Annotated in this window: 25 protein-coding genes and 1 tRNA gene; 13 read left to right on the forward strand and 13 right to left on the reverse strand. The window is 54.3% G+C overall.

Annotation, left to right across the window (positions count from 1 at the left end; translation table 11 throughout):
- The first annotated feature begins 52 nt into the window (after positions 1–52).
- The 4 genes from P8Z34_00610 to P8Z34_00625 are packed head-to-tail and all read left to right on the forward strand — an operon-like array spanning position 53 to position 5,683.
- Complete coding sequence (locus P8Z34_00610) at positions 53–499, forward strand: SCP2 sterol-binding domain-containing protein (GenBank protein ID MEJ2549164.1); 447 nt, start codon at positions 53–55, stop codon at positions 497–499.
- A gap of 42 nt (positions 500–541) precedes the next feature.
- Positions 542–2,173 carry a GMC family oxidoreductase gene (locus P8Z34_00615; GenBank protein ID MEJ2549165.1) on the forward strand — a complete coding sequence of 544 codons (1,632 nt, stop codon included), beginning with the start codon at positions 542–544 and terminating at the stop codon, positions 2,171–2,173.
- Positions 2,174–2,210: 37 nt separating this feature from the next.
- Positions 2,211–4,049: an aldehyde ferredoxin oxidoreductase family protein gene (locus P8Z34_00620; GenBank protein ID MEJ2549166.1), complete on the forward strand. Its 1,839-nt coding sequence runs from the start codon at positions 2,211–2,213 to the stop codon at positions 4,047–4,049.
- A 2-nt stretch (positions 4,050–4,051) separates the two neighbouring features.
- Complete coding sequence (locus P8Z34_00625; GenBank protein ID MEJ2549167.1) at positions 4,052–5,683, forward strand: NAD(P)H-hydrate dehydratase; 1,632 nt, start codon at positions 4,052–4,054, stop codon at positions 5,681–5,683.
- A gap of 102 nt (positions 5,684–5,785) precedes the next feature.
- Here P8Z34_00625 and P8Z34_00630 read toward each other — a convergent pair whose 3' ends face one another.
- From P8Z34_00630 to mnmA, 4 genes are read right to left on the reverse strand one after another with little or no spacing between them, the layout of a single operon-like run.
- Positions 5,786–6,175, reverse strand: a complete 390-nt coding sequence (locus tag P8Z34_00630; protein ID MEJ2549168.1) for a YtxH domain-containing protein — start codon at positions 6,173–6,175, stop codon at positions 5,786–5,788.
- A 25-nt stretch (positions 6,176–6,200) separates the two neighbouring features.
- A complete protein-coding gene (locus tag P8Z34_00635; protein ID MEJ2549169.1) occupies positions 6,201–6,632 on the reverse strand; it encodes a hypothetical protein in 432 nt (143 codons plus the stop codon).
- A 48-nt stretch (positions 6,633–6,680) separates the two neighbouring features.
- Positions 6,681–6,983: a hypothetical protein gene (locus tag P8Z34_00640; protein ID MEJ2549170.1), complete on the reverse strand. Its 303-nt coding sequence runs from the start codon at positions 6,981–6,983 to the stop codon at positions 6,681–6,683.
- Complete coding sequence (gene mnmA / locus P8Z34_00645; GenBank protein ID MEJ2549171.1) at positions 6,980–8,050, reverse strand: tRNA 2-thiouridine(34) synthase MnmA; 1,071 nt, start codon at positions 8,048–8,050, stop codon at positions 6,980–6,982. Before mnmA ends, P8Z34_00640 begins: the two co-directional genes overlap by 4 nt.
- A 203-nt stretch (positions 8,051–8,253) precedes the next feature.
- On the opposite strand from mnmA, the gene eno reads away from it, so the two are divergent.
- On the forward strand, positions 8,254–9,552 hold the full coding sequence (eno, locus tag P8Z34_00650) for a phosphopyruvate hydratase (protein ID MEJ2549172.1): 1,299 nt from the start codon (positions 8,254–8,256) through the stop codon (positions 9,550–9,552).
- Positions 9,553–9,624: 72 nt separating this feature from the next.
- On the opposite strand, the gene P8Z34_00655 is transcribed toward eno, so the two are convergent.
- Entirely contained in the window at positions 9,625–10,119 is a 495-nt protein-coding gene (locus P8Z34_00655; GenBank protein ID MEJ2549173.1) for a zinc ribbon domain-containing protein, read from the reverse strand.
- Between the two features lie 103 nt (positions 10,120–10,222).
- Between P8Z34_00655 and P8Z34_00660 the strand changes: the two genes are divergently transcribed.
- The 4 genes from P8Z34_00660 to P8Z34_00675 all read left to right on the forward strand — a co-directional run bounded on the left by P8Z34_00660 (position 10,223) and on the right by P8Z34_00675 (position 13,091).
- Complete coding sequence (locus tag P8Z34_00660; protein MEJ2549174.1) at positions 10,223–10,606, forward strand: pyridoxamine 5'-phosphate oxidase family protein; 384 nt, start codon at positions 10,223–10,225, stop codon at positions 10,604–10,606.
- A 148-nt stretch (positions 10,607–10,754) separates the two neighbouring features.
- Entirely contained in the window at positions 10,755–11,456 is a 702-nt protein-coding gene (radC, locus tag P8Z34_00665) for a DNA repair protein RadC (GenBank protein MEJ2549175.1), read from the forward strand.
- An 18-nt stretch (positions 11,457–11,474) separates the two neighbouring features.
- The gene (locus tag P8Z34_00670) at positions 11,475–11,699 is read left to right on the forward strand and encodes a hypothetical protein (GenBank protein ID MEJ2549176.1); all 225 of its coding nucleotides are present in this window, start codon (positions 11,475–11,477) and stop codon (positions 11,697–11,699) included.
- A gap of 6 nt (positions 11,700–11,705) precedes the next feature.
- Complete coding sequence (locus tag P8Z34_00675) at positions 11,706–13,091, forward strand: M23 family metallopeptidase (protein ID MEJ2549177.1); 1,386 nt, start codon at positions 11,706–11,708, stop codon at positions 13,089–13,091.
- Positions 13,092–13,138: 47 nt separating this feature from the next.
- On the opposite strand, the gene P8Z34_00680 is transcribed toward P8Z34_00675, so the two are convergent.
- The 6 genes from P8Z34_00680 to P8Z34_00705 all read right to left on the reverse strand — a co-directional run bounded on the left by P8Z34_00680 (position 13,139) and on the right by P8Z34_00705 (position 18,906).
- On the reverse strand, positions 13,139–13,681 hold the full coding sequence (locus P8Z34_00680; protein MEJ2549178.1) for a ribonuclease H-like domain-containing protein: 543 nt from the start codon (positions 13,679–13,681) through the stop codon (positions 13,139–13,141).
- Between the two features lie 66 nt (positions 13,682–13,747).
- Positions 13,748–14,659, reverse strand: coding sequence for an AEC family transporter (locus P8Z34_00685; GenBank protein MEJ2549179.1), 912 nt, complete (start codon positions 14,657–14,659; stop codon positions 13,748–13,750).
- Entirely contained in the window at positions 14,656–15,621 is a 966-nt protein-coding gene (locus P8Z34_00690; protein ID MEJ2549180.1) for a HEAT repeat domain-containing protein, read from the reverse strand. Before P8Z34_00690 ends, P8Z34_00685 begins: the two co-directional genes overlap by 4 nt.
- Positions 15,622–15,641: 20 nt before the next feature.
- Positions 15,642–16,688: a M50 family metallopeptidase gene (locus tag P8Z34_00695; protein ID MEJ2549181.1), complete on the reverse strand. Its 1,047-nt coding sequence runs from the start codon at positions 16,686–16,688 to the stop codon at positions 15,642–15,644.
- Between the two features lie 95 nt (positions 16,689–16,783).
- Positions 16,784–17,779 (reverse strand): diphosphomevalonate decarboxylase, encoded by a 996-nt coding sequence (mvaD, locus tag P8Z34_00700; GenBank protein MEJ2549182.1) that lies wholly within the window; start codon positions 17,777–17,779, stop codon positions 16,784–16,786.
- A gap of 29 nt (positions 17,780–17,808) precedes the next feature.
- Positions 17,809–18,906, reverse strand: a complete 1,098-nt coding sequence (locus P8Z34_00705; GenBank protein ID MEJ2549183.1) for a L,D-transpeptidase — start codon at positions 18,904–18,906, stop codon at positions 17,809–17,811.
- Between the two features lie 227 nt (positions 18,907–19,133).
- Here P8Z34_00705 and P8Z34_00710 point away from each other — a divergent pair, with 227 nt between their 5' ends.
- Together P8Z34_00710 and P8Z34_00715 are read left to right on the forward strand one after the other, a co-directional pair.
- Positions 19,134–20,159 carry a hypothetical protein gene (locus P8Z34_00710; GenBank protein ID MEJ2549184.1) on the forward strand — a complete coding sequence of 342 codons (1,026 nt, stop codon included), beginning with the start codon at positions 19,134–19,136 and terminating at the stop codon, positions 20,157–20,159.
- A 134-nt stretch (positions 20,160–20,293) separates the two neighbouring features.
- Positions 20,294–20,662, forward strand: coding sequence for a hypothetical protein (locus P8Z34_00715; protein ID MEJ2549185.1), 369 nt, complete (start codon positions 20,294–20,296; stop codon positions 20,660–20,662).
- A 27-nt stretch (positions 20,663–20,689) separates the two neighbouring features.
- On the opposite strand, the gene P8Z34_00720 is transcribed toward P8Z34_00715, so the two are convergent.
- Positions 20,690–20,762: transfer RNA gene (locus P8Z34_00720), tRNA-His, on the reverse strand.
- A gap of 258 nt (positions 20,763–21,020) precedes the next feature.
- Entirely contained in the window at positions 21,021–22,304 is a 1,284-nt protein-coding gene (gene hisS / locus P8Z34_00725; GenBank protein MEJ2549186.1) for a histidine--tRNA ligase, read from the reverse strand.
- Positions 22,305–22,918: 614 nt separating this feature from the next.
- On the opposite strand from hisS, the gene P8Z34_00730 reads away from it, so the two are divergent.
- Both P8Z34_00730 and P8Z34_00735 read left to right on the forward strand, forming a co-directional pair.
- Entirely contained in the window at positions 22,919–24,217 is a 1,299-nt protein-coding gene (locus P8Z34_00730; protein MEJ2549187.1) for a hypothetical protein, read from the forward strand.
- Positions 24,214–24,825 (forward strand): hypothetical protein, encoded by a 612-nt coding sequence (locus tag P8Z34_00735; protein MEJ2549188.1) that lies wholly within the window; start codon positions 24,214–24,216, stop codon positions 24,823–24,825. Before P8Z34_00730 ends, P8Z34_00735 begins: the two co-directional genes overlap by 4 nt.

Raw genomic sequence — 24,825 nt, forward strand, 5'->3', positions numbered from 1 at the left:
ATGTAAATCTTTGACTCTTTCCCTGGAATGCATCATAATCGCCGAAACCCGCGTGAAAGGGACGAAAATGGCCTATCCGTTCCCCAGTGAAGAATGGCTTGTCGCCTTGATGGATGTCCTTAATTCGGATTCGCGTTATGCGGAGGTGGCGAAGAATTGGGAGGGTGATATGGTCGTCGTCATCGAACCCAATCCGAAAGAAGAGGATCCGAGACTGCCGATCACGCTCTATCTCGATCTGTGGCATGGAAAATGCCGGAAAGTGCGTGTGATCGATCCGGCCCAAGAGGAAATGCCGGGCGCGGCGTTTGTGTTGAGATCCAGGATTAAAGACATCATGCGTATCTTCCAGGGCGATTTGGATCCGATGCAGGCCATGTTGACCCGCAGATTGCAGGTTAAGGGAAATCTTGGCTACATGCTGCGTAATGTGCCCACCGTGTTGGATTTTGTCCGTTGCTGCCGGGAAGTCGAGATCGCTGCGGAAGATGAATCATAAGCAATCGTTGTACCGAACAGACAAGCAAGACGGGAGGCGGACATGGATGTGGCCGGGCGAGGCATGGCAGAAGAAACGATTTACGATTTTGTCATCGTGGGATCCGGCTTCGGCGGCAGCGTTTCCGCGCTGCGGCTGGCCGAAAAAGGGTATCGCGTCCTTGTGCTCGAACGCGGCAGGCGCTATGCGGATCACGAACTCCCAAAGACGAATTGGGACATTCGACGATATCTTTGGATGCCGGCGTTACGCTGTTTCGGAATTCTCCAGCTCAACCTGTCGAGCGGCTACTTCTTGTATCATTCCAGCGGCGTTGGGGGAGGTAGTCTGGTCTACGCCGCGGTGTTGATGGAGCCAGATGAAACCTTTTTCGAAGCATCTTCGTGGCGGCATTTGGGAAATTGGGGAGATATCTTGAAGCCGCACTACTCGACGGCAAGACGCATGTTGGGTGTGGAAAGAAATCCTGAATTCTGGCCGGCAGACGAAGCACTGCAGGATATCGCCGGGGAATTCGGTCGAGCGGACAGTTTCCGGCCGACGGAAGTCGGTATCTATTTCGGACAGCCGGGAGAGGAATGCCCAGATCCATATTTCGATGGTGAAGGGCCGTCGCGCGTAGGCTGCATTCACTGCGGAGCATGCATCGTGGGATGCCGTTACGATTCGAAAAACACCCTGCAGAAGAATTATCTTTACTTCGCGGAACGCCTCGGCGTCGAAATCCGGCCGGAATCGAAAGTCGATTGTATCGAGCCGTTGGTGGAAGAAGATCAGCATGATGCGAGGTATATTGTCAAATACCGATCTTCTACGCGATTTCTCGGCGGGAAGACGAAGGGCGTCTACGCAAGAAATGTGGTGGTGTCTGCAGGGACCTTGGGAACGGTCGAACTGCTGCTCCGCTGTCGCGATGTGTCCAAGACGCTTCCCGATTTGTCCTCCCAATTAGGATGCGCAGTACGTACCAACAGCGAAACGTTCTTCGGGGCATTCCGCCTTTCAAAAGATGTGGATCATTCGAAGGGTATTTCGATCAGCTCGATCTTCAAAGCGGACGAGGAGACCCAGATCGAGCCGGTGCGGCTGGAAGAACGATCTTCGATGTTGTTCCGTGTGCTGGCTTCTCCGATCATCGAACCCAGCAAGTCCGCGGCCGTGCGTATCTGGCGCAACATCGTCGAGGCCCTGCGGCATCCGATCGAGTTTCTCAACGTGCGTCTGCTGCCAGGCCTGACAAAACGCGGCATCGCCATCATGGTCATGCAGACGAAAGACAACTTACTGCGTTTACGACTGGGGCGGAACCCCTTCGCTATGTTTCGGCGTGGACTCGTCGGTGAACAAGACGAGGAACGAACGGTGCCGGTGAAGATCGACCTGGGGGAAAGGGTCGCGCGCTCCTTAGCGGAAAAAATCGGCGGAGCACCGAGCGGCGCCATCACCCAGGGTTTGATCAACGTGCCGATGACGGCGCACATGCTGGGTGGCTGTGTTTTCGGTCAGAATGAAGATGAAGGAGTTATCGACGTGGATTGTGAGGCGTTCAATTACCCGGGGCTGTACATCGTCGACGGGTCGATCGTCCCCGCCAATCCGGGGGTAAATCCAAGCCTCACCATCACGGCGCTCGCTGAGTATGCGATGAGCAGGATCGAGCCCAAAGCAAGCTGAAAGCACACACGAGCCTGAAGGGGATCGGGTTTACAGCATGCCTGAATTTGGTTTTCGTATATTTCACATCGATATCAGTACAGGTGTTTCACATCAGTTGGAAGTTGGTGTGCAGATCTTGCGGGAGACCTTGGGGGGCGCGAGTCTGGCTGCCCGATTGCTCTATCCATATCTGAGCAAGGAGATCGATCCGCTTTCGCCGGATGCGCCGTTGTTGTTTCTCGGCGGGCCGTTGACCGGAACGAAGGGCACGGCAGTCGGGCGGTTTGTCGTCTGCGCGAAATCCCCTGCGACGGGAATTTGGGGCGAATCGAACGTTGGCGGTTATTTCGGCCCGGAAATGCGCATGGCGGGCGTGGACGGAATCTGGATCACGGGCCGGGCGCCGCAGCCGGTGTACCTGTGGGTACACGATGGGAACATAGAGATCTGCGACGCCGGTGGATTATGGGGAAAATGTGACCCGTATGAAACACAGACTTTGATCCGCGAAGCGCACGATGATTCATTAATTCGTGTAGCCAGTATTGGGCTGGCGGGAGAGAAACAGCTCCGATTTGCTTCGATTCTGTGCGATCATGGCAGAATGGCCGGAAGAACCGGTATGGGCGCGGTGATGGGCTCCAAACGATTGAAGGCAATCGCGGCTCGCGGAAAGAGAGATCTGTTGATTGCGTATCCGGATCGCTTTGCGAAAATACGCACGGAATCGAACCGCAGTTTGCGATCGGACAACGTGGCGGAAGCGCTGCGGCAGTTCGGATCGTCGAGTGCAAGCGACTACCTCGATTATTTGGGAGACATGCCCAAGTACTACTTTACGAAAGGGCTGTTCGATGGCGCGGAACGCGTCAGCGGGGAGGCCATGGCGGAGAGCATCCTTTCCGGTGTGAGCACGTGCCACGGATGTGTCATTGCTTGCGGAAGGGTCGTGCGGCTCGCGGATGGGCAAGATCGCAAAGGTCCGGAATACGAAACCAGCGTTGGTTTTGGTCCGAACCTGGGGATCGACGATCTATCCGCAATAACGCGACTCGGTGAACTTTGCGACCGATACGGCATGGATACGATTTCGGTTTCGAATACCATCGGACTTGCATTCTTACTGTATGAACAAGGCATCATCAGCGAAGCGGATACCGATGGCGAAGCGTTGAAATGGGGAGAGCCGGCCGTCGCCGAACGATTGATCCACCGCATCGCAAAGCAGGAGGGTTTCGGACAGCTTCTTTCGCTTGGGGCCGAAGAGATGGCCAAACATTTCGACGCGAGCGATATGGCCGTACACGTAAAGGGACTCGAAATGCCGTATCACGATCCGCGTGCACTGTCCGGGATGGGCGTGGTTTACGCAACGTCTCCCCGAGGCGCCTGCCACAACCAGAGCGATTACTTCATGGTAGAAATCGGTCAAACGATAGAGGAAGTTGGCGTGGAATTCTTTGCACGACAGGCGGGTGAGGAAAAGGCCGCCAACGTTGCCCGGCATCAAGATTGGTGCACGGTTTTAAACTCCCTGGTCATGTGTATTTTTGCAAACGTGCCGCCGCATTCAGTTCTCGAAATGATTAACGCCGTGACGGGTTTTGATTACAATTTAGATGAATTGATGCAGGTTGGAGAGCGTGGCTGGAATATCAAACGGATGGTGAATATCGGTATGGGAATCACCCCTTCCGACGATTGCCTGCCCAAATCGATTATGAAACCCCTGGAGGAGGGCGGCGCTGCCGGGTATGTCATACCCATCGACGAGATGCTTGAAGCCTATTACCGGGCACGAGATTGGAATACGGAAACCGGCCTTCCCAGCCGAGAGAAAATGGCGCAGTTGAAAATCGAAGAAGATAGACTATCGAGAGAGACGAGGGAATAACTTTGGCGAAGATCGTGACTGTCGAGCAAATGAGAAAGATCGAGAAGGCTGCAGATGCCGCAGGATTGAGCTACGCGCAGATGATGGAGAATGCCGGACATTCGATCGCCCAACGTATCCTGGATCATTGGACCAGAATGGACGGGAAAAGCGCCCTCATCCTCGTCGGCTCCGGCAACAACGGCGGGGATGGACTCGTCGTGGGGCATTATCTGCATCAAGCCGGAGCGAAGCTGCGTGCGTACCTGGCGAAAGCGCGCCCGGCAAGCGATGCAAACCTGAAGCGTCTTGCGGACGATGGGGCTGAGATCGTCGTTGCCTCCGAAGATACGGAGCGGAGCACGCTGCTTGAATGGGTTGCAGGCGCTGATTTTATAGTCGACGCAGTTCTCGGAACCGGTTTTACACTTCCGTTGCGGGGAAATGCGAAAAGCATCCTCGATGCAGCCGGCAAGGGGATATCCACGAGAAAGCGAAAACCGGTCATCGCCGCTGTAGACTGCCCTTCGGGATTGGATTGCGATAGCGGCGAAGTGGCCGACGAATCGCTGTCGTGCGACCTTACGGTTACATTGGCCGCTGCGAAGCCGGGATTGTTCATCTTCCCCGGCGCTGATAAGGTGGGGCGGCTTTTTATCGGGGACATCGGAATCGATGATGATATGAAGGAGATTGCCAGCGTGGAGCTTGAACTTGCAACGGCCGAGACGGTTAAACCCTGGGTTCCTGCACGGCCCAAAAACTCACATAAAGGTACTTTCGGGCGCGCCATGATCGTCGCCGGTTCGGTCAACTATCCAGGTTCCGCAGCACTGGCGGCTATGGGTGCGTATCGCGTCGGTACCGGCTTGGTGACCCTCGCCGTGCCCGCGCCGGTCCAAAAGTTGTTGGCACCACAATTGGTGGAAGCGACCTGGATCGTGCTGCCGGACGAGTTGGGGGTCATCGCTGAAAACGCCGCGGAGGTGCTGGCCGAGGAAATTAAAAACATACAGGCCTTGCTTCTCGGCCCTGGTTTTGGACAACAGCACGCGACCGCGGTTTTTCTGCAGCGTTTGTTGAGCGGCGACGACCGGGGCAAGTTGGGCCTGGTGCCGACGGATCGCGGGAAAGTCAAGAAAACCAAACTTAACGTTCCGTGTGTCGTCGATGCGGATGGACTTAAATTATTGACGAAGCTACCCGATTGGCCGTCGCTGCTGCCGCCGATGACCGTGCTTACACCGCATCCGGGGGAAATGTCGGTCCTGACCAAATTGTCCACGGCAGAAATTCAAAAAGACCGCGTCAATCATGCGCAGCGCGCCGCGGCAGAGTGGGGACACGTGGTTGTGTTAAAAGGCGCATTTACGGTTGTAGCAGCGCCGGATGGAAAGTCTGCCGTATTGCCATTTGCCACGTCCGCACTCGCATGCGCCGGAACGGGCGATGTGCTGTCGGGTGTCATTACCGGGTTGAGAGCACAGGGTGTCGAGCCGTATGAAGCCGCTGTATTGGGTGCTTACTTGCATGGCCGCGCCGGCGAATTGGCGGCAGAGATGGTCGGCTCCTTGGCGGGAGTAATTGCCGGAGACGTAGCGGATTCGCTTTCGCTTGCCATTGCCGAGTTGAACGGAGGGTTGTGCCGCGTTTAGGGTTTACAAGCTGCTGAGCGCTGTGACGCATTAAAAAAGGACGCACTTGGTAGCGTCCTTTTAATAAACAAAGAATCTATCTGACGCGTGTTGAATTATGCTTCAGGATTTTGATTTGGACTTGGGCTTGGGTTTGGATTCAGTCTCAGACTCTTTCGACTTGGTCGTTTTTGGCTTGCGGCGCGTGGCTTTCTTGCCCGCTTCAACAGCTTCTTCGATGCGGGATTTTTGTTCTTCCAGAATCACCTGGCCGCGTTTCTGCAGATCTTCAGCTCGTTCGCGAGCTTCGCGCGCCAACTGTTCTGCACGAGCACGGGTCTCGGAAGCCGTTTGCTCTACCTGATCACGAAGCTCGATTCCTTTTTCGCGAATCATCGTTCGTGTTTCCTCGCCAGATTGCGGCGCCAATAACAAGGCAACGGCAGCACCGACAATGCCTCCGATGAAGAATCCCGAAACGAAGGTACCGAAATCACTATCACGGTCAGACATGGGTATCACTCCTCTTTACTAGGTTTCAGCGCGACTTTGAGCGTCCCGATTTGATCAAATCAACAGCACGCCGGACGGCGGCGTATGTGCTGCTGATTCTAATTGCTGGTCGAACCATTTTATCACTAAGGAATTGGGACGTCCCGCGCAATGTGTTGACGGTCTCGCTGCCAGATTCAATCAGAGGTTTAATTTCAGTCTGGATCAATGCCGTGAGTCTGGCGATCTGTACGATGAGCAGAATTAATGCAAGCCCAATGAACAAGGATTCGACAGCCACGAAAATGATGACGACATCCCGGATCGTTTCTGTTTCCTGCGGATGCTTGATTAAAGCGACGACTGCAAAGAACATGCCGGCGAAGACGGCAAATATGATGATAGTAACCAGAATTGCCGCCCAGGAGGAAATCCCGCGCTCTTCATCAGGTTGAATGGTTTCTTCTTCGAAATCCACGTTCTTGACCTTGATTCTCAATCGATTGCGAACATTATAGCATAGAGATCATTTACGCCTTCGTTTCCAGCTTTTGCGAGTTTGTCTGGATTCTGCCTCGGGTCCGGCCAGTACTTCTGCAGTAAACAATCCGATAATCGTGGCGACTAGATCTGGCAGCAGGTTGAGGGAGCCGAATCTCAAGACGCGCCAGTGAATCCATTCGCTCACCAATTGGCCGGCGAAGAAGGAAACCCAGGCCGTGGCGACGTAGAGCATCATCCGTGAGAGCCGTCCGCCGCGCAAAACGTGAAACAACAACCCGCACATCGCAGCAATAACGGAACCGAAAAAGATCGTCGGAATATTCATCCCAGGATTACGCCTCCACCGAGACAAATCTCGCCGGAATAGAAAACCGCAGATTGGCCGGGTGTAATGTCGGGAACCGGGCCTGCCAGATGCACTTCGACCGACAGGTCATCACGAATATGAAGCGCTGCAGGCGTTTCGGATGCCTTGTAACGTACGCGCACCACGAGCGGTATAGATGGATCGGGAGGGCGGCCGGCAATCCAGTTAACCGGTTCTGTGGTGAAGATCTTGCGACCGAGCACGCTGCGTGATCCTACGACGAGGGTGTTCGAAGCGACTTGTTTTTCGATGACGTAGAGCGCCTGGGGGGTCGATAAGCCGATACCGCGGCGCTGCCCGATGGTGTAGTTCGAGAGGCCGTCGTGAGTGCCGATCTGTGTCCCATCCACGTCAGTGATGGGTCCGGGTGGTGGCAATGGGATATCCTGCTGGCGCAGAAAATCGCGGTAATCGCCGCCCGATACGAAGCATAGATCCTGACTGTCCGGTTTTTCCGCAACAGGCAGATTCAAGCGCCGCGCGTGCTGGCGGACTTCCCGCTTTCTCAAGTCTCCGAGTGGAAAGATGGTGCTGGCGAGATCGGACTGCCGCAGCACGCTGAGCACGTAGCTCTGATCCTTCGAACGATCCTTGCCGCGCAGCAATCGATGTTCGCCGTCAAGCCACTGTATACGCGCGTAATGACCGGTAGCGAGATGCGTCGCGCCCATCTCGCGCACCTTGTTCAGCAGAAATCCCCAACGCATCGTGCGGTTGCAGATCAAACATGGATTGGGCGTGATCCCGCGTGCATAAGCATCCGTAAACGCGTCCACCACGTTCTCTTTGAACAATGCCTTCGTATCGAGTTTATGGAAGGGAATATCCAGCATGGAAGCGACGGATTGTGCAGAGGCTGCGTCCTTCGGTGTGCAGCAGCGATTGGGGAATTCCGGCTTCGTGCTCCAAAGGCGCAGCATGACTGCGAACACGTCGTATCCTTGCTCGACGAGCAGCGCCGCGGCGACGGAACTGTCTACGCCTCCACTCATGGCAATTGCGATGCGAGGTTTATCGGAATTCATTGCGATGCACACCAAGCGAAAGAGTATCGTATCGGGACAAAAGAGGATCCTGGATGTTCCGAACATCCAAAAACAGCATCCATGCGCGAATTCTATCACGTCCTCCGTCATCTACACGAATTTTAGATTTAAGGATCGATAGTAAAAAAGGTCGGTATAATGGTGCGAGCAGAAGACATGCTATCAAAGGAGATATTCGCACAATGAACACAATGATCGAATCTATTCATGCCCTCGAAGTTTTAGACTCGAGGGGTAACCCAACAGTGGAGGCAAACGTCATTCTGGCGGACGGCAGCTGGGGGCGGGCGATTGTGCCCTCGGGCGCTTCGACCGGCGTGCACGAAGCCCTCGAATTGCGCGACGGGGATAAGAAACGTTATGGCGGAAAGGGCGTAACGAAGGCCGTCGAGAACGTCAACACAACGATCGCTGAAGCGCTGTTGGGGTGGGACGCAACGGAGCAGCGCCTGATCGACATGGAGATGATCGGCCTGGACGGCACCTCCAACAAGGAGAATCTGGGGGCGAACGCGATCCTGGGCGTGAGTCTGGCAGTCGCCAAGGCGGCAGCGAGTTCTCTGAGCCTGCCACTGTATCGCTACATCGGCGGTGTTTATGCACACCTGCTTCCCGTTCCGATGCTCAACATCCTCAACGGCGGCGCACACACCGGTTGGCAGTCGACCGATGCGCAGGAGTTTATGATCATGCCGCTTGGCGCGCCGACGTTTGCAGAGGGACTTCGATGGGGATCTGAAATCTATCACCAATTGAGGGACGTCTTGAAAGGGCGCGGCTACACCGCACTGGTCGGAGACGAAGGTGGCTATGCCCCTGCCTTGAAGGCCAACGCAGAGGCCGTGGAAGTGATCCTGGAGGCGATCGAAAAAGCGGGTTACAAACCGGGAGAACAAGTCGCCATCGCGCTCGATCCGGCAGCTTCTGAATTCTACGATTCGAAAAGCGGCCGGTACAATTTGCGCCGTGAAGGCAAAGAGCTAAACAGTGAGGAAATGGTTGCCTTCTGGAAGGAATGGATCGAGAAATTCCCCATCGTATCGATCGAGGACGGGCTCGCACAGGACGATTGGGAGGGTTGGATCCTCATGACCAAAGAGTTGGGCGATAAGATCCAAATTGTGGGAGACGACTTGCTCGTCACCAATCCTGATCGTGTGCGCATGGGGATCGAAGAAAAGGCCTGCAACGCATTGCTGGTGAAATTAAATCAGATCGGTTCGCTGACGGAGACGATCGAAGCCGTAGAACTTTGCCATCGCGCGGGCTGGTCAGCGGTGACATCCCATCGCTCCGGTGAAACCGAAGACGCCACCATCGCGGATCTCGTGGTTGCTTTGAACATGGGTCAAATCAAGACGGGTGCGCCGGCGCGTTCGGATCGCGTGGCCAAGTACAATCAACTTCTTCGAATCGAAAGTGAGTTAGATGAAGTTGGAGAATACGCCGGTTGGCAGGCGCTGAAACGAGCCAACATCTGAGATTTCGTTCGTAAGCAGACGAGCGTCTCGATTCCGAGACGCTCGTTTTATTTTATGATTCAGGGATGATGCTCAGTCGAGAATTGGTTCTGAATATACTGCAGCTGAAGGTTCTTCGCTGCTCCCAGCGGCGGGTGCGCTGCAGTAAGGACAGATCTGCCAGGGGAGCTCCATCAGTTTCCCGCAGCGAGCACAAGGTTTGCGCAGCCGGGTGTGGCAGTGGGGGCAGATTTGCCAGTTGACATCGGCGTTTGCGCCGCATCCCGGACAAACCATGCGGATTTCGATCTGGGAGAGAAGCGCCTCCTCTTCGAGAGATTGCTGGTAGGCCTCGTCGAGCGTTTGCAGGGGGCGCAGGATGAAATATATGACGACACCCAGCACGTTGAGCACCAGCACGACCAAGGCGGCCAGGATGTGTACGATGCGGTCCTGCGTGCGGGAGCGGACATCACGATAGGTCCAAAAAACGAGACTCAGCCACAGCGCGGCGAGAAATGCGCCGAAGAAGGCCGTTAGCGTGGTAAATATGTTCCCGAGTGACCCCAAATTCAACGCATCCGACATGTTGCGCTCCTTCGGGTGCGGATTATAGCACAGGGCATGAATTTCGCATCCCATCCAGGTAGAATAGTCCCCGCGTTTCTCAAGTAAATAAGTGGAGACGAAAATGACGTTGACCATGACGAAACAGGAGCGGGAAAGTTTCCTGGCGGTAACTCGTATCGGCGTATTGAGCATTTCGGAACCGGGACGTGGGCCGTTGTCAGTGCCCATCTGGTACAGCTACACGGCGGGCGGGGACGTGAGTTTTGTGACCCTGGAAAATTCACCTAAGGCACGGCATTTGGACATCGGCACGAGAATCAGTTTGTGTGTACATCAAGACGCGCTGCCTTACCGTTACGTAAGCGTTGAGGGCGGCGTGACGGCCATCGAGCCGGCTGATCTTGAAAAGGACATCCGCTCGGTCAGCCAGCGCTATCTTGGAAGGGAGAGTGGAAATCAACACGCAGAACGCATGAAAGAAGAATCTCGTGCGGATGCACCCTGAGCGCTGGTATTCCGTAGATTTCTCCAAGTTGAATTGAGATTTCGCATTTCCTATTCTGAGGTGAGTGTGATGCAATTTTGACGTCCCGGCAAGCGTGCAGTATAGTGGCAGAAGGCTTGTGTATTTTTGGTACAAAAAGGAGGGGGGAATGGGGGACAGCAGATCTTCCTACCGCATCAAAGATTTAGATACCTCGGACCGACCCAGAGAACGTCTCTTGAATCTCGGACCGACTTCACTCTCAAATGCGGAGTTGATCGCCATTTTGCTGCGCGCAGGGATCGAAGGGCTGAACGTGCTGCAGTTGGCACAGAAATTGCTCCTGGATTTGGGTGGATTGGCGGGATTGCATCAAGCATCGTTGGAGGCGCTGTGCGAACGTCGAGGGATCGGACCGGCAAAAGCGGCGCAGCTCAAAGCGGCTATAGAACTGGGCCGGCGGCTTTCCATCGCCTCGCCGCAGGAACGCCCGGTCATACAGTCGCCGGAGGACGCGGCTTCGCTGCTGCTCTACGAGATGGGTGCACTGGAGCAGGAGCATCTGCGCGTGCTGCTGTTGGACACGAGAAACCGGGTGCTGCGAACGGTGGAAGTGTATCGGGGTTCTTTGAACAGCTCCATGATCCGTATCGGGGAAATATTCCGGGAAGCGGTCCGGACGAACGCGGCGGCGGTCATCGTGGCCCACAATCATCCCAGCGGAGATCCGACACCAAGCCCGGAAGACGTGCGAGTGACCAAGGCAATCGTGGAATCCGGCGAACTCATGGACATCGAAGTGCTGGATCATCTGATCATCGGAAAGAATCGATACGTGTCGCTTAAATCCAAGGGATTAGGGTTCGCATAAAGTTCAGTGGAGGGATATGTGGATTTTCAGATCATGCTGCTTCCGTCGGAAAACTATTGGAACTGGGTGCGGGCCAGCAGCCCATACGTGATGCGCTTCGGCCCGAATATGACTTCCGATCCGCACACGGCAGCGGCTTATATGGCGCCTCGCCAGGTGATCACATTTCCGCAGGTCGCCAATGGCTATGGAGAGTACGGTGATCTGAAGCAATTCTTTAAAAACATAAATCCGGGAATTTGATTAGATGTGGTCGAAGCGAATGATCCGGGGAGTTTTAAAGAGGCTTTAAAATCACGTATTCAGGACGATGACCGCTACGGACAAAAGCAGCGGCCGTTTTATCTACTTTGGCCCACCGATTTTGCCGTGATCACGCAAGAATTTGGGGCGCATCCGGAAATCTACGGACGCTGGGGTTTTCCCGGTCACGAGGGGATTGACTTCCGCGCCCGGCCGAACACGAACATCTACGCAAGCGCGGACGGCCAGGTGTATGAGGTACATACCAATCCGGACAATCATCCGTATGGGATCCACGTACGAATACAGCACGAAGATGGCTACAAGACCGTCTACGCTCATTTCGCCAAGTCGCTGGTCGTTAAAGGACAAATGGTCAAGGCGGGCGACGTCATCGGGAAAGCGGATTCCACTGGGGCCTCCGTCGGATCGCATTTGCATTTCACGCTCAAACGCGACGGCGCCACGGAGCGAGATGAAACGGATTATCCCAAAGACGTCATCGATCCAACACCGTTTCTTGTCTGGCCAGAGACGGCCAACAGTAAAAGTATCGAGCGCTTCGACTGGCCGGCCGGAAAACTGCTGTTCGGGGCGCATGCACGAATCGGCGCACCGATGACCGACAGCGATCTGGCGATGGCATCTCGTGCACGTCTCGAATGTATCAAACTGGAGAATTGTGAGACGGAGGAGAACATCACACGCTTGCGCGAATTGAACCCCGGCATTTTCATCATGGGCCGGTTGACGGCAGATTTTTCCGGATTGCCAATAACGGCGGATGATTTCGTCCGCAAAGTGGAAGCCGGCCTCGGGGTCTTTTATCGGCAGGACGTGCGCTATTTTGAGCTGCATGCAAATCCAAATCTACAATCTGCAGGATGGCGGAGATCCTGGAGAAACGGGAGCGAATTCGGGGGATGGTTTCTGCGTGTGGTGGATCAGTTGAAACAAAGTTTTCCCGGTATCCGTCTCGGTTTCCCTGGATTATCGCCCGGCGCTGGGATTTCAGGTAGGCGGGAAGCCGCGGATCAGTTCATGCACGAAGCGGAAGATGCCATGGACAGCGCGGATTGGATCGGCGTTCATTGTTGTTGGACGGATGTGCGCGGGATGAATTCCAAAGACGGCCGCGGATGGGTAATGACTTATCGAAAATCATTCCCGCATAAATTGCTGCTCGTTACGGAATTCTACAATCCGTCGCAGTCGGTAAACGCAGAGGCAAAAGCACGCCAGTATCTGTCGTTTACAAACCAGGTCGCTGATGTCGCGGGGGTTGGTGCCGTGTTTTCCTACGCGATCTCCTCCGATGAAAGTGAAAATGGGTTCGTTTGGCCGTCGGAGGGCGGCGCTTTTGCCGGGATATTGGCCGCACGGAAAGATTGATAGCCCTGCTGGGGGAAGGAACGCAGTGGGGGACGTAATTTCTACACTCAAGACCAGTCCACGCGAACCGCGCGGCGGCGGCCGAAGCGGTCTTGAAAGAAAACCTGGCCGTGCTCTTTTCCGAACTGCCATAATTCATTCGTGACGGCGACATCGATTTCGCAGTAAGCCAAGACTTCGTCGATCTTGCCTTCCTTGTACCAGGACACTGCCTGCAGTCCATCCGCGCTTTTCCTGGCCTGGAATGACGTTGCAGCAAGGTTGTCTAATGAGACGCGGAAACCCAATTCTTGATAGATGTCGAGCAGCAAGTCGGTCGTCTTGGCCACCAACTCCGGCGTAATGGACAAGCCATACGGTTTCAACACGGTATAGTCGAAGCGGACCAGGTTGAAGCCGATCATGCGGTCGGCCTCTTCGATGGCCTCGATGAGCTCGGCGGCTTGCTGTTCTGTGTAACGGAGGTATTCGTCCGCACCGACGTCCAGGAGGACGGCGGCAGCAAGACCCAGGCGATCGATGTAATCCCATCCTCCGACCTCCTGCGCCAGGTGCTTTGTTTCTAGATCGAACACGTAGGTTTTCATCATCTTGGTGCCATCCTCGTGCTAGCGGCTGATCTTGATGGGTTGCATGAATCCATGAGCCGCCGTGGGTTACACGCCAAGCGCTACGAGCAGCGCGGTAACAGTAAGCGGACTCAGGATCGTCGTGGCTGCAACGACGCCGGTGACGAACTCGGCTTCGACGTCGAACTTGGTTGCGATCACCATGTTGAACACCGCAGCCGGCATTGCGGATTGAATGATGCCCGCATGCTGACCGATCGTATCGAGATGCAGAAAAGGCACGAGCAGCCAGGCAATCAATGGGGATGCGACCAATCGCAGGATGACGGCCGACGAAAGGACGTCTTTGTGATTGAACGAGTTCAAACGGGCGATCTGGATGCCAAGTACGACGATCATGACCGGTATCGATGCTGACCCAAGCAGCTCGATCGGACGGGTCACCGACAAGGGCAGCGCAATTTCGTTCGCGCGTACGAACAACGCGAGCGGAATGGCGTAAACGGAGGGAACTTTCAGCAAGCCCAGCAGCGCCTTCAGCGGCGATTGTTTGCCAACGCTGATGACATACACGCCAACAGAATTGACCATCATCGAGCTGGCAACGAAGTAGATGCTCGCCCACGCCAAACCACTTTCGCCGAATGCGAATCGCGCCAGCGGCAGGCCGTAGTTGCCGGCATTCATGAAACTGGCCGAGATTATGAATGCGGATAATATGGGAGCTTCGAGTTTTCGGGCGCGGCCGATTAAGTAACATAAAACGGCGATGATGCTGATGTTCAATACCGTCAGGGACGCCATGCGCATCAACTCGTCGACAGAAATCTCGGTCGATGTCAATAAATTGAAGACGAGCGCGGGAGAGAACGCGTAGAACACAATTTGTGAAATGGGCTTTGGGTCGATGCCGATGCGTTTCTGTAACGCAAAGCCGATCCCGGAGATGAGTATGATCGGCAGAAGGTTGGACGTGAAAACTTGGAATAAATCACTCAAGATTCGGGAGCCTTGAAATTGTTGTCCTCATCGAAGTCGAACAGAAGCAAATCGCGTGAGCCCTCGATAAACGTCATATGATCGATTGCTTCCTGGATGACGTCCTGTAATGCGCTGTCGTCCGAATTATCTGCGAGTTCGATTAGCGCGTTGACGGCGTCCTCGCCGCCCAGTTCGGCGAGCGCCCAAATCGCAGCCTGGCGAATGCCATCATTTACATCTTGGAGCAGGTCGATGAGCGGCATTGTAGCCTCTCGAACTTCGAGCTCGCCGGCGGCACGAGCGGCCTCCATGCGGATCAAAGGGTTGGGATTGGTCAGCTCGGCCAGGATGTAGTCTGCCCAACGCTCGTTCGCCGATCGTCCCATGGCCAGGACGGCGGATTGCTGCAGCTGCTCATTCGTCGAACGGTACGCTTCTTCAATCTGATCCGGCACCTCATCGTGCGATGAATACCCGATTGATTCAAGCGATCTTCTGCGCACCTCATGGGAGTCATCATCGCGGCATGCAGCAAGCAAGCCCAACTCGATTTGCTGCAGGAGTTCGGGTGTGATTTCGTCGATCTCGCCGAGCCAGACGAACCTGCCCAAAGCGGTAGCCGCGACGGCGCGAATTCGATCGTCGCCTTCGACCACCAGCGATTCCAACAGGATAGGCACGAGGGAGGGATCCTCACTCTCCCACAAATTCTCGATGGCGATCGAGCGGATTTGCGAATCGGGATCCAGGATCGCAATACGGTTGACGGCTTCGAAGGAAAGCTCGAAACGGTCGAGTGCTTGTTGTCCCATAACCCGCAAGATTTGCATTTTGCGTTCGCTGGATATGGACTGCCAAACGGATGCAAATTGGCGTTGTTGATCCTTGTCGAGATCGGACAGTTCCGCAAATCGCTGCGCCGGGAGCGGTAAACTGTCGTCCTGCAAGATTTCAAGCAATTCAAGATACGATTTTTTCATACGAACACCATCGAAAGGAATTATGGCAATGATATCGGGTTTGTGAAGTCCTTCAGGTTGATGTAGATCATCAACGCAAGCAAGAAGGCGAAACCGATCGTGTGGATAATCGCTTCAAATTTGGGCGGGATTCTTCGACCCAGGATCATTTCCGCAAAAACGAAGAGAAGCCTGCCTCCGTCGAGCGCCGGAAATGGCAGTAGATTGGCCAAAGCAAGGCCAACGCTGATGACGCCGATAAGGTTGAGTGTGAGAAATGGTCGATGCGCGGTACTGTCGATGTCGTTTGCCCACGCGAGCATATCATGGATGCCCTTCAAACCACTGATTCGTGTCTCTTCTGGCTCTGCGGTGCCCTGGATCAAACGAGCAGGCAAGCGGATTAAAGCGTCGACCTGCATGACGATCGATTCACCGCCCATGCGAGCGGCGCTCAACCAACTTGTTTCGAGTGCGGGATGCCCGAGAACCACACCGATTGGACCCTGGTCTGCAGGGTAATCTATACGGGGCGCAAGTTCGAAGGTCAGCTCCTGGTTATCACGCTCGACCACGATGCGGACAGTATCGTCCGGACGATTTTGAATCGCGTCGACCATGCTTTCAAAACTGGTGATGGGTTGATCGTCGACGGACTCGACCAGATCTCCGACCTGGATACCCGCTGTATCGGCCGGGGTGGCCGGAACGACATCGGCTATGATCACCCGCTCAACATCCGGTGCTGCAAATTTGAACGCCAGAACGAAAGCAATGAATCCGAGGAACACGTTCGCAAGCGAGCCGGCTGAAAGGACAAAGACGCGCACCCGTTTGCTTGCGGCGGCTAATCCATCAGGAACTTCGGGGTCATCTTCTCCGGCGATTCGGTTGAACCCGCCGAGGGGAATCAAATTCAGCGTGAATTTAGTGCCGCCTGCTTCGAAAAGGGAAATCAAGCGAGGGGGAAATCCTATCCCAAATTCGTCCACTCGAACCCGAGTCAATTTCGCTGCGATGAAATGACCCAATTCGTGACAAAGCAACAAAGTTCCGAGAACGATTACAAACAGTAAAAAATCGGGCACTTCCGTTTTCCTTCAAGTCTTAATATATCTAAAGGATTATATCACCGCGGGCGGCATACATTCCCCGCCGGTTCTTCGAGTACGAAGTGGAAAAGCTAGGAATCGATAATTTCAGCGCCGTCCCCGGGAAGGGACTTGAGAACATTGCGGATGCCCGGCGCTTTACGCAGCGTCTCTAAAACGGCATTGGCGTGTCCGGGTGTGCAGATGCAGTGCACGTTCGGACCGGCATCGATGCTGTAGCAGACGTCGAGGCCTTCGGATCGCAGACGGGCGACGGTTTTCATGATTTCGATGGTCGCCGGCGACCAGTAAAGCAGGGCGGGCTCGGAGGTCATCATCACGGCGTGCATCATGTTGCTGTCTTGCTCGACGATCGTTGCCAGTGCAGAGAAATCGCGCCGCTCGATCGCCTGACGACAAATCGCGAGTCTGCGGGGCGTATCCGTAACGCGCGCCTCTTGCAGCGGACTCGTCTCGGCCAGGCGATGGCCTTCCGTGGACCCCGTGGATTTATGGTCGGTATCGACGACGGCGATTAAATCGATGAGCGGCCAATGCTCTTTGCCGGCGATCGTCTCTGCGTAGGATTCAGAGTCGCTGTCACCGGCGTGCCAGATGACGAAGCCGCCAAACATGGAACGGCTTGCCGATCCGGAACCTTGCCGCGCCAGGCGAGATAACGCACGCACATCGAGGTGAAGATCGCAGGCCGTGGCCGCAGCAAGTGTGAGCGCTGCAAAGGCTGATGCGGAGGAGGCAATCCCTGCGCCTGATGGGAAGGTGTTCTTACTTTCAACGAACGCGTACGTATCGATGCCCGCAATGCGGCGGATGCGGTCGAGGTGTTGCCGTACGCGCCGGCTCGCTGTCTCCAGTGCAGGAACGTCGTCGATGAGAATTTGGTCGGCATCCAAACGATCGTCGAAGCGAACCATCGTACGTGTTTCCAGATCGCCCAGCGTCATCGATAACGAACTGTTGGCGGGTAAACGCAGTTCGTGATCGAGATTGCCCCAATATTTGATCAGGGCGATGTTTGGATGTGCGCGAGCCGTTGCCTGATGTGCTTCCATAAAATCATTGACCATGCAGTATCGATTACGACCGGTTGTTGAATCTATGCTTCCTCAACTTCGATCTCCGTGCCGCCCGGCATCTCGACCGTAACGTCCCCCGGATCTGCGGTCACGTGAGGCGTTGTCCAGCGGAAGATCCAATGCGCATCTTCCGGACGTGCATTGACGCATCCGTGCGACATGGGAACGCCGAAGTTGTTGTGCCAAAATGTGGAGTGAATGGCTACGCCGTTGCCTACGAAAAGCATCGACCAACCGATCCCGGGCAAATCGTAGCCGCCGCCCGTCGTTCCGCCGCTCATGTGCAGCGAGATGACTTTGCGCCAGATCGGATGTGGTCCTAAAGGTGTAGACCATTTATCGACCGGATTGCCCTGTGCATCGAACTTCGCACCGGAAGATATCCGGCAGTAATACACTTCCTCGTTCCCCTCGAAACAAGACAATGTTTGATAGGTAAGATTAATGACGACGCGTTTGTCCTCGACCTCGGGGTGAATAGGTGAGAAATCTTCATCCTGCAGGGGTCGAAAGGCTTCCGCGGCAACCCAGAGTATGTCGCCATATCCATAGCGCTCGTTAACTCGATAATAGGACCGGCCGTCTGCACCAATCTTGGCTTGATCGATCCATAGAATTTGACTGTAATAAAGTCGGGGCAAGAGCGCGCCCTTGAGCCAGGGCGATCTTGCCGGAGGATTGTCGAGCGCCAGGTCGACGTATGGGACGGTAACCTCCGCCCACATTCCATCGCCCAGGCTCGAACCGGGCAGTTCGAGCAGCGGTTCCTGGGGCCGGTTTTCGACAGGTTGGAGATGCGGGGACCAGATGTATCCTCTATCCGTTTCCACCCACCTGACGTTGGGCGCGTAAATGGAGACAGGTTGGCCAGGAAGCTCGCGATACCAGGGAACAACGCCGTCCTCGTAAAGAACCTCCACGGTCTGGCTGTTGTTGTCCGGACTCGCTTTGATCTCTGTTTTTCCAACGCAAACTCTTCCGAGACGCGGAGAAACGGGAAATTCAGGAAGCAACTCGGGAGAATCGGGCTCGAAGTGCGGGCGCAGTGTTGAACCAGCGAATCCCAAGCCGGCTAGTTTTAACATATCCCTGCGGTTGATCTTTGCAGTTTCTTTCATAATTTCCAACCCGCATAAGCATACCGGCAATACAGGGTGAGGGTCAATAGAAATCGAAATATTAATTACAATCTTTTATAGTATTGTAGTCAATACGGTAAAGTTCTGTAGGATGAAATAGAATAGCGGTCGACCGTGGAATTCAAATCAATGAAATGAGATGGTGGAGATCCGCAAGAATGAAAAATGGTTTTCATCGAATTACGACATCCGTAAGGCGAAGCAGTATGGCACTGATCGTAATCGCACTCACGATCGTTGTCGCGGGCTGCAATTTCCCGGGGAATGAGGCCACGCAAGCGTTGACGCAGTCCGCGGATGTGACTTCGTTCACTCCGGCAGTCGAGCAGGCCATATCGACGGAAACAACGGCGAGAAAAGTACTGCTACTCGAAAACGAGGTTTCCACCGATCCGGGAACCATCGAGTTACGCGATGAGGTGGTGAATCTCGCGTATCAATCGGACCTCGAACTGGAGAGCATCACTGCGCTGCAGGATGACATGCTGGATGGCGGTGGGTCCCTCGTGTTCATCTTCGAGGATGATCCCGGCGTGGGGGATTTCGCTTCCGGGCACCCTGAAATCCAATTCGTCACAATTGGAGTGCCAGGAGTTGCGGCGAGCGGCAATATCAGCGTCCTCGACAGGAACGATCTGCGGTCGGACAGACAAGCGTTCGTCGCGGGTTATATTGCGGCAATGATTGCAGAAGATTGGCGGACTGGAGTTGTATCGTTGGGGAGCGGTGCGAATAGCGAGGCGATCGAAACTGGATTCATCAACGGTGCTCGCTACTTCTGTGGATTGTGCCGGCCGGCGTTTCCGCCGTTCTATGAATACCCCCAATCATTCCATATGGATACGAGCGGACAAGGCTGGGAATCACTCGCCGCATTCATCCAGGAAAATCGACTAGCTGTTATCTACCTGGCGCCGGTGGATGTATTCCAATCGATCGGGCCGGAAGAAATCCAATTACCCGCCGCCGTCATCGGCGATGGGCCGCGCCCTGACGTCGTACCGGAAAGTCAATGGGCAGCGACGATCCGATATTCTGCGATCGAAAGCTTACGCTCGGTTTGGGCCGATTTACTCGATGGGAAAGGTGGGTGGGTCATCCGCTGGGAACTTCAGATCGTCGATGTGAACCGGGATTTACTCACCGAAGGAAAAGAGAGAGCAGCACGTGATTTACTCGATGATTTGGAAGGGGGATTTATCGGCACCGGCGTCGAATTGCCGAGCGAATAATTGGGCATACACAAAGCCTGGTAACTGCAAGATACAGCCTGGATTTGACACTCGATCCGGGATACTGCATACTCAATGCAGATTCCGTTCCTTTTTGGATAACGCCCTGATAATCGCGAGTTCAAGGTGATCCAGTGAAGAAGCCGCTCTTCCTCTTTGCCACGATGATCGTTCTCGTCGTACTGTGTACTGGATGCGTTCGGGATGACGTGAATGTCGTTGGCGTCTGGGGGCGGAAGATCGAAGAGTATCTCGTACGCCTGAGCTTCGACGGGGGTGAAACCTTCACGCTTCAAGTCGGTGAGAGTGACCGAAAAATAAACGGGGTATATGAATTAAGGGGGGACGTGATCTTGCTTGTCGACGACGATTGCGGTGAGATCGAGGGCAAGTATCGGGTGCGTGCACAAGAAGATGCTGCCATCTTCGGTGTGCTAAATGATGCGTGCGATGGGCGTGTGCAGGTGATAGCCGGCGAGTGGTTTAGGGTTGGGAATCAATAACGCCCATTTCTGGGCGTTGTTTGGGAGGGTGCCCGAAGGGATTTGAACCCTCAACCACCGCATCCACAGTGCGGCGCTCTGCCGGTTGAGCTACGGGCACCACGATAGATTTCATTCTAACATGATTCACTATTTTCAAGGGCGTAAATACAAGTGGGCGAAGAATGGTCTGGACAGCAAATCGCCGCCTTGGGATCGAGGAGAGCATCTCTAATTTTTGAGGCGCAGGCCGATCGCTACAATGTAGTTCGGCTCTAGTCGCTCTCCGATTTAATATACTGTTCTCTCCCGATCCGTCCGGGCGGCGATTTAACCTATCCTATCATGTGAACGCAGCGAGAGAGCTTACATACAACTATCATTTAGAAGGAGGATCGGCCGAGAGCAGATTTTTGATTTTGTCGATCATCTCTGATCTCGCCACCGTTTCTTGTTCGACGGTACGTAAATCCTTGATCGTGACCTTTCCGGATTGAATCTCATCCGGACCCAATATTACAGCAAGGGGGATGTTGTTGCGATCCGCATATTTAAACTGTTTTTTCAATTTATCCGGCTGAGGATACCACTCCACCCGTAGCCCGGCGGTACGAAGTTCGGCCGCCAGCCTCGAACTCTCAGAGAGAGTCGCCTCGTCGAACAACGGAACAAACACATCGGAAGGATTCGTCTTCAGACTGGGCATGACGCCGTTCTCTTCTAACACGATACCGATCACGATGTCGCCCATTGCGAATCCAACGCCAGGAATTGGATCGCCGCCGACGTCTGCAACGAGATTATCGTAGCGGCCTCCACCAAGAATTGCCCTGAATCTTCCGGAAACGTCCCGTGCTTCAAAAACAGTCCCCGTGTAGTAATCCAAACCTCGTATGACCATCGGATCGTATTCGATGTAATCGGCGACCCCCATTATCTCGACGGCGTCGAAAAATTCACATAACTCATCGGAATCCTTCCAGGCATCTTTATTTTCCAAAAGCTGAAGGAGCCCTGAAAATTGGTCTTTGTCGATGTCGATCGAATTTGCTTTTTCCTGCCATGCGCGCTCGCTCATTTTGTCTTTGCGATCGATCAGATGAAAAACCGCAGGTCGTGAATTTAAGGGAATGCCGATTGCTTCTAATTTTGTGTCCATGAAACGACGGTTGTTGATTTGTATGCGAATCATCTTTGGCGTCAGGCCGACGGCGCGGAAGAAGGTGGCTGCGATGGCCGCCAATTCTGCGTCGGCCTGGGGTGAAACAATGCCGAGCAGATCGATGTTCCACTGGAAAAATTCTCGGGAACGTCCCTTCTGCGGACGTTCGTAGCGCCAGAATGGGCCGAACGACCACCAGCGTATCGGCTGGATCAATTGGCGACTGCGCGCGGCCACCATTCGTGCCAGCGTCGGCGTAAGTTCGGGCCGTAACGCGACGATATCGCCGCCGCGATCCTCGAACACGAAAGATTGCTCGTTGACCAGCTCTTCACCAGATTTCGCGGCATACAACTCCATTTTCTCGAGATACGGGCCTTCAAATTCCTGGTAACCGAATTGCTCCGAGACCGTTCGTATGGTTTCGTACAACCAATCACGGACAGCCATGTCGGCAGGGTAAAAATCACGCGTCCCTTTTACTGCAGAAATAGTCGACATTCTGAATCTCCCGAACTTATAACCCAAAAGACGGCGGGTCGTTCCCTGTGCCGTCCTTGATCGCATGACCTAATTTCTAGTGGGGCGAGGATTGTTCACCCGATCCATGCTCCTTGCACGAATGACGGCGTTTTGATGCCATCGGCATTCGATACAAGGAGCGACGAGAATTATCGGCCAAGATTATAGCACATCGCCGGAAACCAAGCGCCGTAGCCTGAACGGCGGCAGGTAATCAGATCGCATAAGAATTAGGATTCTAAAACGAGTCAGAAGAAGATTAACTACCACGAAGCCACCCATGGTATGCTTATGGCCGAGGTGGTGAAAGGTCGTCAGATCTCGAGGTGGAAATGGTTCTACTGCCAACCGTTGTTTTGCTGTTGGGTGCCGCAATCGCCTGGTACAGCAGAAATCGTCCGACAAGAATTGGATGGATCGTAGAAGTAAGCACGGCACTTTTGGTATGGTTGGTGAGTTTGATCCTGATCACTGCCATTCCCAGCGTTACACAACTATCCGTATGGAGACCACAATCCTTGTTCCAATCACAGCTTGAGTTAAAGCTGGATTCGATAAGTTGGCCTTTCATCTACGCCTCCTCGACCTTGCTCTTGACGATCGTGCTGACCTATCCCGCGCGCTATAAAGCGCGGCCGCGAAGACGGGCATTTCTGTTGCTGTATGCTGTATTTCCGATGATCAGCATGTTGTCCGGGAACATACTTACCTTTGCAATCACATGGGCATTAATGGATGTTGCGTCTGTGATTGTAATGTTCGATACGAAAACCCGCGAAGAGCTTATCCCATTGCTGGCGTCGCGTTTGTCGATTAAGGGTGGAAGCCTGCTTCTCGTACTGCTGGCGGCGATGGTGAATGTGTCGGCAGGAGGCGATAGTACGTTATCTACTTCATTCCGTTCTTCTATGGCTATTTTGCTAATTTCTTTTGCAGCCATGCTGCGGCTTGGTTTCTTCCAGTCGAGGTCTGGCATAGTGCAAAATCCGGCCAAGCGGGAAGGAATCGATATTTTGCAGCAGCTTTTACCCGCAGCTACGGCGTTGGCTTTGTTCGCCAGGATTTTTAGTCTTAGTCTGCCGGATGACGTATTGCCCTGGTTGAGATTGGTGAGCGGTTTGGCCCTGTTGATCGGTGGGGTGCAATGGGTCTTCGATCGAGACGAGTCGAGACTCCAGCAGGCTTTTAAGATGGCAATCTCGGGTCTCGGCGTGTTCGCTGCAAGTGCGTTCGACGGAGATGCCGGCGTGATTGCGGCTGCAGGCGTGCTAATGATTTTACTTGGATCCGTTTTCTATTCGATAGAGATTTTTTCTCCAGCGCATCGAATTTGGCCCATCATCTGCGCGATCATCGTCGCCGGATTTCCCGGGACGCCTGGCGGCCTCATACTCACATCCATGATTGAGCAGATTGACAATTTGCCTGGTGTTCTTTTGATCGCTGTAGGTTTTGCCGGCATGGTTTTTTTATGCCTAGGAACGCTGCGCTACTTCTATCTACCTACCGTTCAATGGCAAACCGCTGAGAGTTCCGTAAGATTCACGTACGGATTGGGGCTGAGTTTTCCGGTGATTGTCTCTATCGGCCTCGGTTTGTGGATGGCGAGCGGATTCAGTTTGATAGCCCTGGCGGGCTTCTTGGCGATTGGCGGGATAGCGGTTTTATCGCTTCACGTCATTCGCCGTCTACCTCATCGGGAAGTCGATCGATGGGGCAGGCTGCTTACGTGGATCGATCTGGATCCAGCCGTGCGTTTCTTCGATCTTGTCGGCCGCCTCATCCTGAGGGCCGCACGAGCTACGAGCGAAATCTTCGAAGGCGAGGGTGCGATGTTGTGGCTCGTAGTGGTAATGCTTCTGACCTACTTGGGTGTGAGGGGCTTGGGATGATCGCAGCGGATGCGTGGCTCCAGATTGCGACGATCGGGATCGCCATAACCGGCAGTTTACTCGTGTTGATCGATGATCGCAGGTTGTTGGTGTTCACACTCGCCGTGCAATATGCCTTGGCCGCATTCCTGATCTCTTTCACGCTAAACTTGCAAATTGCTGCTGCGAAATTGGTTGCCGGGATGGTCTCATGCGTGATTTTATTGATTTATCTGAGGACAGTGAAACGAAATGTTGCAGATGAAATGCCGAGAACGATTCCTTTCAATCGTCTATTTCGGGTCTTTGCCGTGCTGCTGGTTTTACTCGTGGCCATCGGTGTCAGCACGGGCAACCTGATCAATCTCGAGGGTATCCCGCCAGAGGTAGGGACAGGCACCGCGCTACTGATTTGTTTGAGTTTTCTTCACCTGGGATTGTGTGAAGAGCCGCTGCGTGTAGGCGTCGGTCTGCTGACATTCCTATCGGGGTTCGAGATCACGTACAGCATCCTCGAGCCATCCCTGGCAGTCGTGGGTTTGTTGGCGTGTGTGCATGTCGGAATTGCACTCGTCTGCGGCTATTTGATGCTTGTCCATGATTTCGATCAGTACGAAACGAGGCTGTAA

The sequence above is a fragment of the Anaerolineales bacterium genome (assembly GCA_037382465.1).
GTDB lineage: Bacteria > Chloroflexota > Anaerolineae > Anaerolineales > E44-bin32 > WVZH01.